The 17,261-nt window shown below is 47.3% G+C and carries 18 protein-coding genes; 3 read left to right on the top strand and 15 right to left on the bottom strand.

Going from position 1 to position 17,261, the window contains the following annotated elements:
* Positions 1–16: 16 nt before the first annotated feature.
* The gene (locus EGV91_RS07170) at positions 17–1,000 is read right to left on the bottom strand and encodes a ring-cleaving dioxygenase (RefSeq protein WP_135502114.1); all 984 of its coding nucleotides are present in this window, start codon (positions 998–1,000) and stop codon (positions 17–19) included.
* Between the two features lie 226 nt (positions 1,001–1,226).
* Entirely contained in the window at positions 1,227–1,790 is a 564-nt protein-coding gene (locus tag EGV91_RS07175; RefSeq protein WP_135502116.1) for an NADPH-dependent FMN reductase, read from the bottom strand.
* A gap of 290 nt (positions 1,791–2,080) precedes the next feature.
* Between EGV91_RS07175 and EGV91_RS07180 the strand changes: the two genes are divergently transcribed.
* Positions 2,081–2,638, top strand: a complete 558-nt coding sequence (locus EGV91_RS07180) for a hypothetical protein (protein ID WP_135502118.1) — start codon at positions 2,081–2,083, stop codon at positions 2,636–2,638.
* Between the two features lie 253 nt (positions 2,639–2,891).
* On the opposite strand, the gene EGV91_RS07185 is transcribed toward EGV91_RS07180, so the two are convergent.
* The 6 genes from EGV91_RS07185 to EGV91_RS07210 form a co-directional block, all read right to left on the bottom strand.
* Positions 2,892–4,124 (bottom strand): MFS transporter, encoded by a 1,233-nt coding sequence (locus tag EGV91_RS07185; RefSeq protein WP_135502121.1) that lies wholly within the window; start codon positions 4,122–4,124, stop codon positions 2,892–2,894.
* Between the two features lie 105 nt (positions 4,125–4,229).
* Complete coding sequence (locus EGV91_RS07190) at positions 4,230–4,553, bottom strand: ArsR/SmtB family transcription factor (protein ID WP_135502123.1); 324 nt, start codon at positions 4,551–4,553, stop codon at positions 4,230–4,232.
* Positions 4,554–4,742: 189 nt separating this feature from the next.
* The gene (locus EGV91_RS07195) at positions 4,743–5,180 is read right to left on the bottom strand and encodes a hypothetical protein (RefSeq protein WP_135502125.1); all 438 of its coding nucleotides are present in this window, start codon (positions 5,178–5,180) and stop codon (positions 4,743–4,745) included.
* 140 nt (positions 5,181–5,320) lie between these two features.
* Complete coding sequence (locus EGV91_RS07200; RefSeq protein ID WP_135502127.1) at positions 5,321–6,340, bottom strand: serine hydrolase domain-containing protein; 1,020 nt, start codon at positions 6,338–6,340, stop codon at positions 5,321–5,323.
* Positions 6,341–6,418: 78 nt separating this feature from the next.
* A complete protein-coding gene (locus EGV91_RS07205) occupies positions 6,419–8,491 on the bottom strand; it encodes a heavy metal translocating P-type ATPase (protein WP_421958240.1) in 2,073 nt (690 codons plus the stop codon).
* A gap of 190 nt (positions 8,492–8,681) precedes the next feature.
* On the bottom strand, positions 8,682–9,383 hold the full coding sequence (locus EGV91_RS07210; RefSeq protein ID WP_421958241.1) for a Crp/Fnr family transcriptional regulator: 702 nt from the start codon (positions 9,381–9,383) through the stop codon (positions 8,682–8,684).
* A 215-nt stretch (positions 9,384–9,598) separates the two neighbouring features.
* On the opposite strand from EGV91_RS07210, the gene EGV91_RS07215 reads away from it, so the two are divergent.
* The gene (locus tag EGV91_RS07215) at positions 9,599–10,051 is read left to right on the top strand and encodes a universal stress protein (RefSeq protein ID WP_135502129.1); all 453 of its coding nucleotides are present in this window, start codon (positions 9,599–9,601) and stop codon (positions 10,049–10,051) included.
* Between the two features lie 270 nt (positions 10,052–10,321).
* On the top strand, positions 10,322–11,671 hold the full coding sequence (locus tag EGV91_RS07220) for a murein hydrolase activator EnvC family protein (protein ID WP_421958242.1): 1,350 nt from the start codon (positions 10,322–10,324) through the stop codon (positions 11,669–11,671).
* A gap of 354 nt (positions 11,672–12,025) precedes the next feature.
* On the opposite strand, the gene panB is transcribed toward EGV91_RS07220, so the two are convergent.
* The 7 genes from panB to EGV91_RS07255 all read right to left on the bottom strand — a co-directional run bounded on the left by panB (position 12,026) and on the right by EGV91_RS07255 (position 17,260).
* The gene (panB, locus tag EGV91_RS07225) at positions 12,026–12,859 is read right to left on the bottom strand and encodes a 3-methyl-2-oxobutanoate hydroxymethyltransferase (protein ID WP_135502131.1); all 834 of its coding nucleotides are present in this window, start codon (positions 12,857–12,859) and stop codon (positions 12,026–12,028) included.
* 220 nt (positions 12,860–13,079) lie between these two features.
* Entirely contained in the window at positions 13,080–13,862 is a 783-nt protein-coding gene (locus EGV91_RS07230; protein ID WP_241666132.1) for an alpha/beta hydrolase, read from the bottom strand.
* A 1-nt stretch (position 13,863) separates the two neighbouring features.
* Positions 13,864–14,421 carry a GNAT family N-acetyltransferase gene (locus EGV91_RS07235; RefSeq protein ID WP_241666133.1) on the bottom strand — a complete coding sequence of 186 codons (558 nt, stop codon included), beginning with the start codon at positions 14,419–14,421 and terminating at the stop codon, positions 13,864–13,866.
* Positions 14,422–14,424: 3 nt separating this feature from the next.
* The gene (locus EGV91_RS07240) at positions 14,425–15,123 is read right to left on the bottom strand and encodes a Type 1 glutamine amidotransferase-like domain-containing protein (protein ID WP_135502135.1); all 699 of its coding nucleotides are present in this window, start codon (positions 15,121–15,123) and stop codon (positions 14,425–14,427) included.
* Between the two features lies 1 nt (position 15,124).
* Positions 15,125–15,667, bottom strand: a complete 543-nt coding sequence (locus tag EGV91_RS07245) for a GNAT family N-acetyltransferase (protein ID WP_135502137.1) — start codon at positions 15,665–15,667, stop codon at positions 15,125–15,127.
* Between the two features lie 137 nt (positions 15,668–15,804).
* Positions 15,805–16,725, bottom strand: coding sequence for a DMT family transporter (locus EGV91_RS07250; RefSeq protein ID WP_135502139.1), 921 nt, complete (start codon positions 16,723–16,725; stop codon positions 15,805–15,807).
* Between the two features lie 130 nt (positions 16,726–16,855).
* Complete coding sequence (locus EGV91_RS07255) at positions 16,856–17,260, bottom strand: GNAT family N-acetyltransferase (protein ID WP_135502141.1); 405 nt, start codon at positions 17,258–17,260, stop codon at positions 16,856–16,858.
* Between the last annotated feature and the right edge of the window lies 1 nt (position 17,261).

Here is a 17,261-nt window from a genome sequence, read left to right on the forward strand (position 1 = left end):
TTATCGATTTTCTCCCTTACAAATATTCTTTATCGATTGTGCGTGTGCTGCGTACCGTATCGATCGGACGCACCATTTTTTCAATCGCTTCGCGTTTTCCTTCGAGGAATGGCGGCAAGGATAATTTTTCACCCATCGTTTCATACGGCTCGTCGCCCATGAAGCCCGGTCCGTCTGTCGCCCATTCGAAAAGGATGCCCTGTGCCACACGTGCGTAAAGTGATTCGAAGAAGAAACGGTCCACATAGCCCGATGTATTGAATCCTAATGTTTGCATGCGGTCGATCCATTCTTTCAAAACATCGGTATCCGCTACCCGGAATGCTGCATGATGGACAGTGCCAAAGCCTTGGCGGCCAGCCGGCAGCAATTTATTGTGCTCAACGATTACTTGCGCGCCATTTCCGCCTTCGCCTACCTCGAACAGGTGCAGCGATCCTTCTTTAGCGATTTCCCGCATCAGCAGCGCTTTTTCCAATACTTCTTTCAATTGTTCGAATTCCGCAATGCGGATGTGGATCGGGCCCAGCCCAGTGATTGCGAATTCAAGCGGCACCGGGCCGTTCTGCCACGGCGTTCCAGCTGCGACGCCTTCGTTGTATTCGTCAGAAATCAGCATGTATTGCTGATCGTCGAAATCCGAGAACGAAATGGTTTGTTTGCCGAAAACTTCCTGGATGCCTTTATGCTTCACTTCGTATTTATCAAAACGCTTGACCCAGTAAGCCAAAGCTTCGTCAGTCGGGACGCGGAACGCTGTTTTGTATATTTCGTTCGTGCCATGCGTGCCTTTCGGGATGCCGGGAAAATCGAAAAACGTCATGTCGGTGCCAGCTGAACCTTTGTCATCCGAGAAAAACAAATGGTAGGTCTGGATATCATCTTGGTTCACTGTTTTCTTGACCAGGCGCATACCCAGTACATAGGTGAAAAACTCGTAGTTCTTTTCGGCGCTGCTCGTGATAGCCGTTACGTGGTGGATCCCTTTTAATTCGTTCATGAAAATCTCTCCTTTAAATAAATTATGGGTTAATATCTCGAATTCGAGATATATGATTAAAAAAATTTTAGCCCAAATCAGTGGCTGGAAAAGTGGATTGTACTTGCAAATAAATTATCTTTAATTCGAGATAATAATACCATGCATTTTTTAAACCGTCAACAACTTGATTTCAAAATCAAAAAAAGAAGATTCCCAACATCAGGAATCTTCTTTTGGTCACTTCTTATTTATTGCGCAGCGGCTGCAAGGCATTTGTCCACGCATTGACTTGATCCAACATGACGCCGACCGACTTTTCATGGACTGCTGCCGGTTTGAACTCGTGCATATCGACAAAATCAGTGAATAACGACATCGCCGGATGTGTGCGCACACTCGCCACCTGCAATTCAGCCAGAATGATCCGCAGCGACTCCGCCGCCCGGACACCGCCCGACGAACCATAGCTGACAATGCCTGCTGCTTTATTGTTCCATTCCACATACAAATAATCGATGGCATTTTTCAACGCTGACGTTACGCCATGGTTGTATTCGGGGGTAATGAACACATAGCCGTCCAGCTCCTTGATTTTCTTTGCCCACGGAATGGCTTCAGGTGTTTTGTAATCCTGGCTGTACGCAGCCGAAATCGGTTCCGCATACATCGGTAAATTGAATTCCTTTAAATCCACTATTTCGTACTCTGCGTCTCCGCGCTTGTCTGCAATTCCCTTGACCCATTCCGCCACTTGCAAGCTATTGCGCCCAGGCCGTGTACTGCCAGTAATAATGCCGATTTTCGTCATAAAACTGATTCCTCCTCAAATTGTGATCATGCTTCGATTTCGAGACTTTCACTCTTTGATGCACTTTTATCATAATTGAAAGAGTGGAGGGGTTCAAATGAAAAGACTGAATAGTTAAAATTGTGATGGCATTTGATCCTTGTCTTACTTCTATTTTTCTTTTTCGGATAAACGCATGAAAGCATTTATTCTTTTTCCAAAAATAAATCTTTAATGGGATTTATTAGTATAATGACAATAGGAATCCAGAATAATAAGAAAAGAAACTATATCGATGGAGGTGTTGCCATTTGAAGAAAAAGATCTTATACATACTTTCATTGCTTATAATTATCGGTTTAGGTTATGCCTTATTTTATTTCAATCAATACTCGATTAAAGAGGATGAAACGGCTATTCATAGTGCATTGACGAAATGGGATAACCGCGGAACGGATGTGGAAACAGAAATTGATATTTTGAAAATCGTCCAATTAGACAAAACCCGTTCTTCCATCGTTTTGTATGAAACGCCAGACAAGAATATCGGCTATGCCCAACTTATTAAAGGATGGAACGGAAAGTACAAGATTCATCAATCGGGATGGGGCACCAATACAGTTTCTTATAATGATGTCAAAACGAATGACGGTGTATATGGAGTTTTGGTGGGGAAAAATCCTGACTTGAAGATCAATCATATTGTTGCTAAATCTAACGATGGAGATTTTAGTTTCACACCACAGATTCCCAAAGAAGAAACTTTTGCAGTCTATGAAAAGCTGCCCACTGATTTAAAAGAAACTTTCCTTCCCGATATCACTTTTTATTACGTTAATGAACAATTACTTGAACCGTTAGGGAAATGAAGTTCAAGAAGATGCATTACATATGTCTTTATTTATTGATGCTTTACTTAATCTTAAGAAAATCGATTTATCGTTTCTCCAGGGCCTGGCTTTTCGAAGCGGCCAATTGAGACTGCAGGAATTCCTCCTTATATAGAGGATGAATAACTATTGTTGCATTTCTTATAATATGTAATTGAGGATTCTATAAATAAAAGGAGAAACTCTACATCAAGTTTCTCCTTTTCGTCTTCTTCTATATAAATAAAAAATTCTATACTTCAAAGCCTTCTTCCGCTTCCGAGCCGGCGAAATCTTCTTTCGCATCCATGCGGTAGCTGATAAACGCCAAGCCCGAAGCGATCAGCGCACTCAAGCCGCCGACCCATGACAGATGGACATAGCCGCCGTTCGCGACCACGTATCCGCCAAGTGTCGCACCCAACGCAATGCCGATATTAACTGCAACCGGCGTTAAGGATGACGCGAAATCTTTCGCTCCCGGTGAATACACCGTCGCCAAGTTCATCAAATACATTTGGATCGTTGCGTTCATTGCATAAATCATGACCGCCATGGCCATCAGGCTGACGAGCCCGGCAAACGTGGATCCCATTGTAAAGTATAAAGAGCCTAAAATAACCGCTTGGACAATAAATACATAGCGAAGCTTGCTTACGCCGTTGTGGCTGGCGATTTTTCCGGCCAGCACATTGCTGAAGATTGAAAATGCGCCGTATGCCAATAAAATCACGCTCACGTAGCCCGTCGCAATGCCTAAGCCTTCTTCAAGAATCGGTGTGATATACGTATAAATCGTATACGTTCCGGCAATTGAAAATGTCGGGATAAAGAATGCCAGAATCATCCGCGGATTGCCCAGCAAGCTGAGCTGTTCCTTGGCCGATCCTTTTTGCACTTTCAGTTTTCTCGGCAGAATAAAAATCGCCATGATCAAACTGATGATTCCTAAAAGTGTCGTGAACCAAAACGTCAGCTGCCAATTGCCCAGCTGTCCGATTAATGTGCCTAAAGGGACACCGATGACATTGGAAATCGTGAATCCGGCAAAAATCAATGCGATGATGGGACCTTTCTTGCTTTCCGGCATGATGTCGCTGGCAATGCTCATCGACAGCGCAACCAATACACCACTGACGACAGCCGTAATAACCCGGGAAAAGATCAAAAGCTCATACGTGCTCGATAATGCGCTGATGGCATTGCCGATAATGAACAAAGAAATCAAGGTCAGCATCAGAGGATATTTCGGGAAGCGGCTGACGTAGACAGTTACAATCGGCGTGCCGATCGCGTAAGCAATGGCAAAGCCAGATACCAAGGTGCCTGCCACGGCAAGGCTGATCGTTAAATCTGATGACACTTCCGTCAGCAGGCCGACGATGACAAATTCACTCGTCCCCATGACAAACGTCAAAAGCGTCAATGTAAATGCTAAAATTTTCTGTTTCGTGCTCAATGATTCTTTTTTTACTGCTGTTTCCATAAAAAACTCACTCCTATTTCTTCTTTGAATCTTGTGGATGCAAAACATATAGATATATCTAAAAATCTCGATATTGGAAATCAAAAAAAAAGACACCGCGTTTTGCTAAATTTCTTCGTTGATGAATTTAGCCACTTTCGCCAATGTCTCTTCATTTCGTCTGTAATACGTCCATTGCCCATAGCGCACTGCTTCCAGCAAGCCTGCTTTTTGCATGAGCGACAAGTAATGGGAAACGGTCGATTGAGATAAATTCACCTTTTCTTGAATATCCCCTACACAAACGCCGCCCTTGATGCTTACCTCCTTCGGCAGATGCGCTTGCTGTGCCGGGAAATTCTTCTCCGGTTCTCTGAGCCACTTCAAAATATTAAGACGGGTTTCGTTTGACAATGCTTTGAAAACATCTAAAACATTTAAATTATCCATGCGCCTATCTTATATCGAATTTGTTCGATATGTCAAAGGGAATGATTTTGAAAAAACTCAATTGACCAAAGAAACCGGCCATCCTTGAGTCGCCAGGATGGCCGGTTTCTTTGGTATAAAGCTTGATTTCTATGCAATAATTCCATGAAACTTAAAATCAGCTCCATGTAAAGATAAGGACCTTTTCTTTCACGCACGTTCTCCATCTCTTGCAGCTCCCACATCCTTGAATCCGGCCAGCATCACATATCCCAAAACGACTCCCGCAATCGTCGGGACAGTTGTTCCACCCAGCAAAATAATGTCTGGAATGCGAAGCCAGCCTTCACCTATTGGCAAGAAGGGTACGAATGTCATGACAACAAGATACAGTGCAGGCAATCCAACCGCAGCGAAAAGCACCCAGTCAAATTTCCAAGCGCCTCTATTTTTCATTTGCAGGATGAATTTCGGCGTGCGGATCAGCAAGCCCATAACTACGGGAAACAATGCGATGTATGCTTGGCGCGGCAAAGGATTAAATGTCCTTTGTGCGGTTTCAGCTATTTGCTGCTGAAGCAGCATCCCCAAGTACAAAATAAATCCGATGGCCAGTGTCCAGATGAAATAATACAGAAACCTTTTCAAAACCGTATCCCCCTTTGTCTTCTTGTTACTGAAATGTTGCTAATACCTTTATATACGCAACAGGAAGACAAAGCGTTCCATTTATTTGGAAATAAAGTTAATGCATAACGACACAAACAATTCATTAGCATGAGGTTATTTTAATTAATGATGCAAGCCATGATCGTATCTCCAAAAGTTCTTACGTCTTCTAGATAATCGTAGCCTTCAGGCGACCCGAAACTGTTAAATGCTCTTACCGCCACCAGATTGTATTTGGGAACCACCAGCAAGGCCACGCCCGTATAGCCCAATATTTGAAATGATCCCTTTGGAACAGATGCCCCAATTTCCGACTTTATGGCGGGTGAATCTTTCACAAACCACAGGAAGCCATTTTGAGGAAGATCCGCATCAATCGTTTCCGGGCTTTGGACAGCTGTGGCTAACCCAACGATTTCGCTTGGAACTATTCTTTCTCCGTCCACGAGGCCTCCGTTCAGATGGAGTTCCCCCCATTTGGCGAGCTCTCTGGCAGATGCATACATATTTCTTTCATCGCCGCAAATGCTTGTTCCGTTGTACCAGCTCGGATCATCAGGATCCCGTATCACCTCAACCAGATTTTCGTTCATTTCTGCGTACCAACCTGTTTCGGTGAAATCAATTTTAGTGAAGGCTTGTTCGCGCAAAATTTCCGCAATAGTCTGTCCTGTGGCATTTTCGATAACCTTAGTTAGTGTATTGATCCCAATACCGCGGTAAGCCCAGCTTTCACCCGGCAAAAATTCTTTCTGGATTTCCGATCCGTTTTTCTTGAGGCCATGGGTGTGCGTTAAGAGGTGCCGAATCGTGACTCCCTTATAAATTTCAAGGTCTGCCGCTGGGTAATAATCTGTTGCTAAATCATCGATTGATTTTATAAATCCTTCGTAAACAGCATAAGCCGCTGCAAAACCGATGTAGTTTTTTCTGACGGAAGCAATATGGAACTGGCTCGCTGCGCCAATTTCTTTCGCATTTTCACCCGCTGAATGTGTTCCCCAATATTCTTCCACCGTGACCATGCCATTGTGCATGATCAAAAGCGCTGATCCGGTGCAGTCAACCAGCCTAGCCGTGTTTTTAACATGTTCTATTACTGGTGCAAATGATTGATCTCTCTCTCTAATAGTTCCCATAGCTCCTCTGATTCCCCCTGGACTTAATGAATTAAAAAAGTTCTTTATATAGAAACAGTTTACGTTGGCCAATCAACGTTAAGCCTTCAAAAGCTTGGCGTTGATCGCGACAATGACCGTGCTCAAACTCATAAAGACCGCCCCGATTGCCGGGCTGATGAGAATCCCCCACGGTGCGAGAACCCCTGCAGCCAAAGGAATCGCGACAATGTTATAGCCGGTGGCCCACCATAAATTCTGCACCAGTTTTCGATAGGTTTTTTTCGACAGGTCGATTAGTGCGACCACATCGTTCGGATTGCTTCTGACGAGTATCACATCGGCTGTCTCCATCGCAACGTCCGTACCCGCTCCGATGGCAATCCCCAGATCAGCTGTCGCGAGTGCCGGTGCATCGTTCACGCCGTCGCCAGTCATCGCCACTCTTCTGCCGCTGTCTTTGATGCGTTGAATTTGCTGGGCTTTGTCATTCGGCAGCACTTCCGCGTACACTTCGTCGATGCCTACCTGCTTCGCTACCCAGTCCGCCACTTTCTGGTTGTCGCCCGTCAGCATGATCGAATGGATCCCTTTTTCTTTTAAGGCCGCCACTGCTTCCTTCGCCGTATCACGGACGATATCTGCCAGCGCCACCATTCCCGCGAGCTGTTCCTCCACAAGCACGAAAACCACGGTTTTCCCTTCTTCCGATAAGCGATTAAACTGCTCGCTATTGTAATCAAGTCCATTGCTGTTCACGTAGCCGGGACTGACGACATTGACTTTCCGCCCATCCACCATTCCTTGGATCCCTTTGCCGGTAATCGATTCAAAACCGCTCACTTTGCCGATCGACAGCCCTTTTGCTTTGGCTGAATTCACGATGCCTGTGGCAATCGGGTGTTCTGAGTTCTGTTCAATCGCCGCTGCGAGCTGCAAGACTTCCTCTTCGTCATAATCGCCAGCTGACACAACGTCTGTTACGCCAAACTCCCCTAACGTCAGTGTTCCGGTTTTATCAAATACGACGGCATCCAAATTCCGCGCCCCTTCGAAATCTGCCCGATTGCGGATCAAGAGACCTTTTTTCGCAGAAATCGATGTCGAAACCGCAACAACCAGCGGCGCGGCCAACCCTAACGCATGAGGACAAGCGATGACCATGACGGTCACCATCCGTTCAATTGCGGTGTCGAACGCATACCCGAGCGCAAGCCACACGGACAGCGTCACAAAGCCCGCCCCCAATGCCAGGTAAAACAGCCATTTAGCGGCGCGATTCGTTAAATCCTGTGTTCTGGATTGAGATTCCTGTGCTTCTTTCACCATCTGGATCACTTGCGCCAAATAAGAATCTTCCCCGGTCTTTTCCACTTCGATGACCAGCGAACCTTCTTTATTGACCGAGCCGCCGATGACCTCTTCCCCTGCAACTTTATCAATCGGAATGGATTCCCCGGTCAACATTGATTCATCGACAGTTGATTTTCCTTCTATAATCATCCCGTCAACCGGCACCTTTTCGCCCGGTTTGACCAGCACCCGGTCGTTGGCGCGGATTTCGGCTGTGGGCACATCGTGGACTTGGCCGTGTTCATCGAACCGGTGCGCCTCACTCGGCATCAGTTTGACCAGTTGCTCCAAGGCATTGGACGCGCCCATAATCGAACGCATTTCAATCCAATGCCCCAAGAGCATGATGACGACCAAGGTTGCAAGCTCCCAGAACAGCTGGTTGCCGTCCCACCCAAAAACCACAACGGTGCTGTAGCTATAGGCAATCGTGATGGCCAAAGCGATCAAAGTCATCATGCCCGGGTTCTTTTCCTTCAGTTCATTGATTCCGCCGATCAAGAATGGCCAGCCGCCGTAAAAAAAGACCAATGTTGATAATGCGAATAAAATATAGAGATCGTTGTCAAAGCGCCAGTCGACTCCCATAAAATGCTGGATCATGGGGGATAAAGCCAAAATCGGGATGGTAAGAATCAGCGAAATATAAAAGCGCTTCTTGAAGTCTTCCACCATGTCGCCGTGTCCTTGGTGAGCATGATGCCCGTTATTGCCATGTTCTGGCTGCGCTTTTTCGGGGTGGCTGGCAGGTTCGCTGTGTGGCTGCATTGCCGGAACGTCGTGCTGTTCAGGATGATGATGTTCTCCATGCTTTGCCATTCGGTTTCACCTCTTGGAAAGTTTTTTAAGAGCGGTTTCAGGGCTTTCTTTTTTTCATTTTAATATGAAACTGTCGAGAAAATATCGAGAAAATTCCGTTTATTCCAGAAATGCCATGTCGTTTGCCTCATAAAAAACGCCCCCGGTCTATCGTCGTCTGCACAACAATAAGCCGGGAGCTCTACTTCTCTCAATCAATCTTGCAAAATGAAATTGGGCAATTCTCGCAATTGATCTCGTGTTTTAAAAATGCGATGTCGTGGATCAATATTTTTCCTTCCACCAAAGAGACTTTCTGCTTTTTCTTCAAGTCATTGAGCATGCGGTTGACCACTTCCCGGGTCATGCCGCAGAAATTCGCCAGCTCCTGATTCGTCAACACCATATCGATGAGGACACCCTCAGCTTTTGGCACGCCATAGCTATTGCTGAGCCTGATGAGCGTAGAATACAGCGCTCCTTTTTTGCCGTGCAGCATCAAATCGCGGAATTTGGTCTGCGTTTTCTGTTGATCGAGGCCCATCCACCGCATAAAGGCGGCAGCCAGTTTGACATTTTCCAAAAGCGCTTCTTCCAGGTCTTCAATAGCAATTTTCATGCAGACGACATCTTCCAACGCTTTCGCATCCAGCATATAAATGGAACGGTCCGAAAATACCGTCACTTCCCCGACCAATTGGTCTGGTCCGCAAATGCGCAGCGTCAGCTCACGGCCATTCGGCGTCACTTTGCCAATCTGGACTTTCCCTGCCTGCATAATATAGACGCCCTTGATGGCATCGCCTTCTTGAAAAAGATAGGTTCCTTTATTGTATTCCTTGATGCTATGGCGAATCGTTCGAAGCTCCGCCAATTCAGTCGCCAAGTTGCCTTCCATCATTTGTTCTTCCAAAAAAACACGCCCCCTTGTCGGCCGGCCTTTTCCCTAATCTATTACTGCAATCATAACATAATTACCCATTTTTTCCGAACTGAATTTTCTGACAGCATTTTCTTTTTGAAGATGTGTTTCACCTCGCCACATTCTCCATAAAACCTTGGCCAATAAGCAGGAACTGTAACGCTGTTTATAGAAGATTAGTTAAGACAGAGAAGGAGGAATTCATTATGACATTGAAATACCATGAAATTCTCGTAGCTATTGACGGCTCAAAAGCCGCGGAACTGGCTTTTAAAAAATCGGTGGCAATTGCAGCCAGAAACAACGCTTCGTTGAACTTGGTCAGCATCATTGACACATCGTTCGGCTCACTTGAAGCATATGGCCGCGAGTTCGCTGATAAAGCTACAGCATCCGCGCAGGAACTGCTGGAACAATATAAAAAAGAGGCTGAAATCGGCGGCGTCCACAACGTTAATATCATTGTAGAATTGGGCAATGCCAAAGCGAAAATTCCTGGAGAACTTGCCAAACGGTTGAATGCGGATCTGATTGTCTGCGGCGCAACCGGTTTAAGTTCCGCGGAACGCATCTTCCTCGGCAGCGTGTCGGAGCGAATTGTGCGCACTGCAAAAGTGGATGTTTTAGTTGTTAGATCCGAAGATACAATTTCAGAATAATAGTTGAATAATTAGAAAACTCCTTCTCTGTTATTTTCGAGAAGGAGTTTTTTTGATTGTTACAAAAATAATATAGTTTCCCCTATTACCCTTGTCATACTTTCCTAAACCATTTGATACGCAATTGTAATAAAAAATTAGTGTTTATGGTGGTACAATACTTTTGCCGGCTTTTTTAGAGCGGTTTTCATCACTGATTTTTACTTTTTCAATATAGATGATTACTCTTTGACACATAGACATAAGGAAATGAGAGAGGGGAAACAAGAAGTGAATTTATTATCTAAACTTACTGCCGGCGCGATTGCCGCAGTGTTGGCTCTATCAATTTTCATTCCTGCAGCTAATGCAGATTCATTGGGAGAGCTAAAAAGCAAGCAACAAGAGGTGCAGCAAAAACAGAGCGAATTGAATTCTGGAATCCGTGAAAAAGCAAACGAAATCGCGGAAAACGAAACGAAACTTGAAACGATTATGAGAAAAATTATGGAATTGGACAAAAAAGTTCAAGAAACTGAAGCGAAAATCGCCGATGTCCAAGCTCAAATCGATCAAACTAAAGCTGAAATCGATGCATTGCAGGCTTCTATCGTGGAATTACAGCGCAAAATCGATGAGCGTACTGAATTATTGCAAGAACGTGCCCGCGCTATTCAGATGAGCGGCGGATCTGTAGATTACATAGATGTATTGCTTGGCGCAAACAGCTTTGTTGATTTTATTGACCGTTTTTCAGCAGTAAATACGTTAATCGAAGCTGACCGCGAAATCATGCGTGAACAAGCAGCTGATAAAAAATTGCTTGCTGAACAAAAAGCGCAAGTCGAAACGAAATTGGCTGAGCAGGAACAGCGCAAAGCTGAACTTGTCGAGTTGAAAGCTTCACTGGACGGCCAGAAAAAAGAGCAGGCCCAGCTTGAAGCGGACCTGAAAGCAGAACAAGCACGATTGGCTAAAGAGAAAGCTTCTTTGGAATCAGAGCACGATAAGCAAATGACAATCGGTGCAGGACTTGCATCTAAAATTGAAAAAGAGCAAGCCCGCCTTGCTAAATTAGCAAGAGAAGCTGAGTTGAAGCGTCAGCGCGAAGAAGCGGCTGCACGTAAAGCACAGGCTGCAGCAGCAGCAAAAGCAGCGGCTTCGGCAGCAGCTTCAGCGAAAAGCTCAACACCAGCCGTTTCATACGCATCGGCACCAGCACCTAAAGTCGGCAGCGCAAACTTCATCAAACCGGCTGCTGGCAGATTCACATCAGGATACGGTGGACGTGACATCGGCGCAGGTGCTGAATCCCACTTGGGACTTGATATCGCAAACGTGACTGGCACACCAATCGTTGCAGCAGCTGGCGGCTATGTATCATTCGCCGGCAACATGGGCGGCTACGGCAATGTAGTTATCCTGACGCACTCGATCAACGGACGTTCATACGCAACAGCGTATGCACACATGAACTCTGTAGGCGTATCTGCAGGGCAAGCTGTTTCACAAGGCCAGTTCATCGGCGCAATGGGAAGCACAGGACGCTCGACCGGTCCTCACCTTCACTTTGAAATCCACATCGGATCTTGGAACGGTGCACGCTCAAATGCAGTAAACCCATCACCATATATCCAGTAAATTTAGTAAAGTCTGTCCCGTTGCGGGGCAGGCTTTTTTTGTTGTCTTAGCATCCTTTTTTGTTAACAGGCGTTAAAAGTTTTTTTAAAGGCATTCACTCGAAGTTAACACGCATTCGCTGAAAAACAACATGCATTCGTCCAGCGTTAACATGAACTGTTCGGAATTTAACCGGCATTAGCATAACAACATCAAGCCACAAACCAAACTCAAAAGCATATTATGAAAAGCCCTTTGCCAAAGCAAAGGGCTCCTCAATCGAAAAAACGCATTCCACAGCGGCGGAATGCGTTCATGCGCAGTATCAAAAAATTTCTCTGGATTATGCAACAGCCCCGCATTTACTCCCGGCTTTTATTTGCCGCCGTATAATTGCTGCAGTTCGTCTTCTTTCATCGTGAAGCGATGTTCTTCGGCTGGGAATGCCCCCGCTTTGACTTCCGACACATAGGTGCTCAAGCCATTCTTCATCATTTCGCCGGTTTCCGCGTAAGAACGGACGAATTTCGGCAAATGATGGGAACCGTATTTCAAGATGTCGTGGTAAACAAGCACTTGGCCATCGGTGTCGGCCCCTGCCCCAATGCCAATCACTGGAATGGATACAGCCGCAGTCACTTCGCGGGCCAGCTGATAAGGGATGCATTCGAGAACGAGCAGACAAGCTCCCGCAGCCTCGCACGCTTTCGCGTCTTCAATCAGTTTGTGAGCAGCATGCGCAGTCTTGCCCTGCACTTTAAAGCCTCCCAGAACACCAGCCGTCTGCGGCAATAAACCAAGATGTGCCACAACAGGGATGCCGGTGCGCGTCAGCAGACGCATGACATCCACCACTTCATCCGCGCCTTCGAGCTTCAGCGCTTCCGCTCCCGTTTGCTGGAAGATGCGGATGGCGTTCTGCAGCGACTGGTGAATATCCCCGTGGAATGAGCCGAACGGCATGTCAACCACCAGGAATGTATCCCGTGCGCCGCGGCGTGCCGCTTTGCCGTGGTGGATCATATCATCGATCGTCACGTTGACCGTCGAATCGTAGCCGAGCACGACCATGCCCAGCGAGTCGCCGACTAGGATGACATCAACTCCGGCTTCTTCTGCAAGTTTGGCCGACGGGTAATCGTATGCCGTCAACATGGCGATTTTCTCGCCCTCTTTTTTCATTTTCAATAATGATGCTGTGTTCTTCATTTACTTTTCTCTCCTTTCGGGGAGAAAACCGATTAAAAGCCCTCCTGTACAAAAAATGGACAGGAGGGCAGGAATTGAGCAGTTGGTTTTCTCCGTCCCTGTCGTTTGAAGATCAAGGCGAACTTATTTTTTTATGGTCTTCCAGGCAAAGCCGGTGCAGTTCGATTAGGATACTGCCCTTATTTCCACTATAGCAGAAAGAGGAAAGGAGTGGGAACCTTCAGATTTCAGGCATCGCAATTCTTCCCAGATGCGAAAATAATTCTTCACGCCTTTTCTTGAAATGGTCGTAATGGTGTTCGCCGCCTTCAATTTCCTTGAAACGGGCGTGCGGCATTTTTTTCTTTATAATGGCAAAGAAAGAGCGGCTATTTTCAAGAAACGCTTTCTGTATATGCGGCGACGGGCCTTCAGCAGTGCCGCAATCCATGTAAAAATTGGCGATTGCTGATAAATCAGCTGCAGCAGCCAAGTTTTCGATTTCCTCCCGGTTGGCGTAAAATGCAGAAGAAAAGATGACCACGTTCCTGAAGGTCCACGGATAGCGCAACGCAGTATACACGGTGATCAATCCACCCAGTGAAATGCCGGCAAGCGTTGCCGAATCCGGAAGCGTCCGGTATGTCCGGTCGATATACGGCTTTAAGGCATGAACCAAAAACTCCGAATAGCCATGCCCTTTGCCGCCAAACGATACATGTTCATCTTCGAGCAGTTTTTTGCTGTATTCGCCGTTTGGCCACGGACAATATTCATTGCGCCGCTCTTCGCTATTCTGTTCAACTGCCACTACGATGACGCCAAGCCCGGCCTTTTGAAGATACTCTTCCAGCTCGAGTGACTGGCCATCATTTGCTTCATCGGCCGCGAACACATTTTTACCGTCCTGCATATAAACGACCGGATAACGCTGGTTCGTCTCGTAATACCCCTCTGGAACATACACCCGAATAGCCTGGCCCCTATCAAGACCAGGAATATGGAGTTGAAAAACTTCTATCATATCAGCCCTTCTTTCCACCATCTTCCGCCACATCAAGCGAATACACAAAAACTTCCTTACCGCCCATGGATACGGCTTTCTCAAAACCCATGCCGATCGATTCCGCCACTTTTCGGGAAGCCTTATTTTCCGGCTGGATCAACGACACAAAGCGTTTTCTTCCCAACCGCTCGATGCCGTAATCGCGGATTGACGCAGCCGCTTCCTTGGCATAGCCCAAACCCCAGTATTGCGGGGCGATCCAATAGCCGATTTCGAGCTCTTCGGCTCCATCTACCGTCTGCTGGACCAAACCGGCATGGCCGACCGGTTTTCCATCTTCGAGCCGCACCAGCAGCCGCAAACCGGTTTCCGGCGCTTCTTTGTATGACCGGTAAATCCAATAGAGGAATTCGTAAGCTTGGCTGCGGCTGCGGGTTTCACCGTCGCCGATAAAGCGCACTACCTGCGGATCGCCTAGAAGCGAGCAAAGAAATTCGAAATCCTCGTCCCGGTATATGCGAAATTCCAACCGCTCGCTCTGCAGCAACTTGCCAGGTGATTCTACTCTGCTCTTCACGGGTCAACCCTCCCCTAGAAATTCCACCGGCAATACCGTTTCTTTTAATTTTCCGTCGTATTCCACACGGTAAGCTTTGGCAGCGGGCCTCGAGCTGACGGCACGCACAAAATCCGAGCCGATGTAATGGAGCGCTACCCCGTCATCTGCTGCCATCCCGCCTTTGACCGCGCCGGACTCCACCAATTGCTGATAGGCCGGACGCCGCTCTTCCTCCCCGTCATAATGCGGGCAATTGCTGCCTGCCAGAAAACCGAGCGGCTGGATCGGTTCCAGCTTATCGCCGTACGAATCCGTCACGCCGTCTTCGAACCAGCAAAGCGACCCGGCACTGATTCCCGAAAGGACGACCCCTTGCTCCCACGCTTTGCGGAGAATCGCATCCAGCCCCCATTCTTTCCAAAGCACCAGCAGGTTTTTGGTGTTGCCGCCGCCGACATAGATGATGTCTTTATCCAGCACGAACGCTTCCAAATCCCTGGCCGGCGGCTTGAACAGCGACAGATGGGATGGCACGCACCTTTGATTGCTGAAAAAATCATAGAACTTGCTGATGGCTGTATCCGAATCGCCGCTGGCCGTCGGGATAAAGCAAATTTCCGGCTCTTCTTTTGGCGATTGCGCCAATATGTACTGATCGAGCAACGGATTTTCCGGTTCCATCAAGAACCCTCCGCCGCCCATCGCAATAATCTGTTTCATCTTACACCTTCCATTCTGTTTTCAATAAAGAAAGCATGAAGCTATCGTGCGGACGTCCGCCTTGGTGCAAATAAGCACGCAGCAGCCCTTCTTTCTGAAACCCAATTTTTTGCAGCATCCCAAGAGAAACCTCATTTTCCGGAAAGACGACTGCACCCATCCGGAATATCCCCAGCTCATTGAACGAATGGTCCAATACTGCATGGACCGCCTCTTTCGCAATGCCTTTGCGCCAATGGTCGGGATGCAGCTCGTAGCCGATTTCCGCTCTTCCCACGCGCTTGTTCCAGTTATGGATGCCGATGGTGCCGACAAGTTCACCGCTTTCTTTCAAGATGATTCCCCAGCGAGCCGCCATGCCGCTTTCGAATCCTTTGCTGAATGACTGAATCATTGCGGCTGCCTGCTCGGGATCCGTAAATTTATCGGTGCCGTAATACTGCATCACATCGTCGCGCGACAAAATCTGATAAATGTTTTCTTTGTGCTGCTGGCCGATCTCAGCAAGCTCAAGCCGTTCGGTTTCCAAAGCTGTAAACCCCATGCTGCATCCTCCTTTTCTTCTCCTATTCCATTTCGCCATGGAGGCCCGGCACTCCTTCCCTTTCATTGCAAAACGATCATTGAGCTCAGAAATCGCAAAATAAAACGCTATAAAAATACCGCTCCCTCGGGAACGGTTTAATGCTGGCTTTTGGATGACCTGATTTTCATGCGCCACAGCTCTTCTGCCGCCCCTGAACCCAATAACACACCGAAGACGATGACGACAAAGCCGATCAAATGGTAGCCTGTTATGGTTTCTCCGAGGAATGCAGCGGAACCGAGAAGCGCAAAAAACGTGTTCAAATTAATGAAGATAGCCGCTTTCGAAGGCCCTACTTTCCCCAGGACATGGTTATACAGCATATGCCCGATCGCTGTTGCAATGATTCCGGAACCGAAGAGCATCAGCCAAAACGTAGTGTCCATGTCTGCAAACGCACGCCATTCACCAGGTTCCGTCACCAAACTGATCAGGAAAATCCCCACGGAGCCGATGATGAACATATACGCCGTCAACAAGCGCGGGTCCAGCGTTTTTGATGCTTTGCTGATGACCATGAAACTCATCACTTGGGCCACCATGGCGAGCAATATGTATAAATCTCCGGCAGAGGCCGTACTTGCTTGCGCATTGCCCGCTAATACAGTGGCAGCGACGCCGATAAATCCCAGGATGAATCCGAGCCATTGCCATTTTGTCGGCGTCAGCCGCAGCAATACCAAACTCAAGACAGCCGTCATGATCGGGCTGGAGCCAATGATCAAGCCCGAGTTCGTTCCACTCGTCAGTGAAATTCCTATGGAAATCAGGTAGTGATGGATAACGACATTGAGCAGCGCCCCCACTGCGATAAACGGCCATTCCTCTTTCGTCGGCTTTCGGACAAGCCTGAAAACCGCCAGAATGGCGAAGACCATCACCCCTGCAAGGAAGATGCGCAGCGATGTCATCGTCACCGGCCCCATCTGCGCCGTCAGGTATTTCATGACCGGCACATTCATCCCCCAGGCGAACATCACTGCCACCAGGATTATATATAATTTAAAATGGCTCATATCTATTCCCCATCCATGTTCCGCCAACTTCGCTTTTTCTGAATTATACCCCCTTTTCAGGCAGAATAAAAACGGATCGGAAAGAGAGATTCCCCCTTTCCGTCCGCCAATTGGGCTTGCATGGACATTATTATTCATTGAACGTTTTGCGGAAGCCGTAGAACGGGCGGTAGCCATGCGCTTCGTAATAGCTTTGGGACGTGCTGCTCGCCAGCATTTCCATACGCGTCTCCGGGTACAGGGCATGGACATGCGCTAATAATGCTTTGCCAATGCCCTCGCCGCGCCGATTTTCAGCAATCAGCAATTCACAAATATACAGCGTGATGAATTGGTCTGTCATGCCGCGCATGCAGCCGATAATTTCCCCTTGCTGTTCCGCAACGAACGCCACATTCGAATGCAGCCATGCGGCTTTCACCACATCCGGCTTCGATGCAAGGTTTGTCCATCCTTCTGATTCATTCAGCCGTTGGATGGCCGGAAAGTCGCTGTCTTTATAAACACGGATCAAGATCTTTTCAGTTGTCTCCACA

The organism is Planococcus koreensis, from assembly GCF_004761975.1.
GTDB classification, from domain to species: domain Bacteria; phylum Bacillota; class Bacilli; order Bacillales_A; family Planococcaceae; genus Planococcus; species Planococcus koreensis.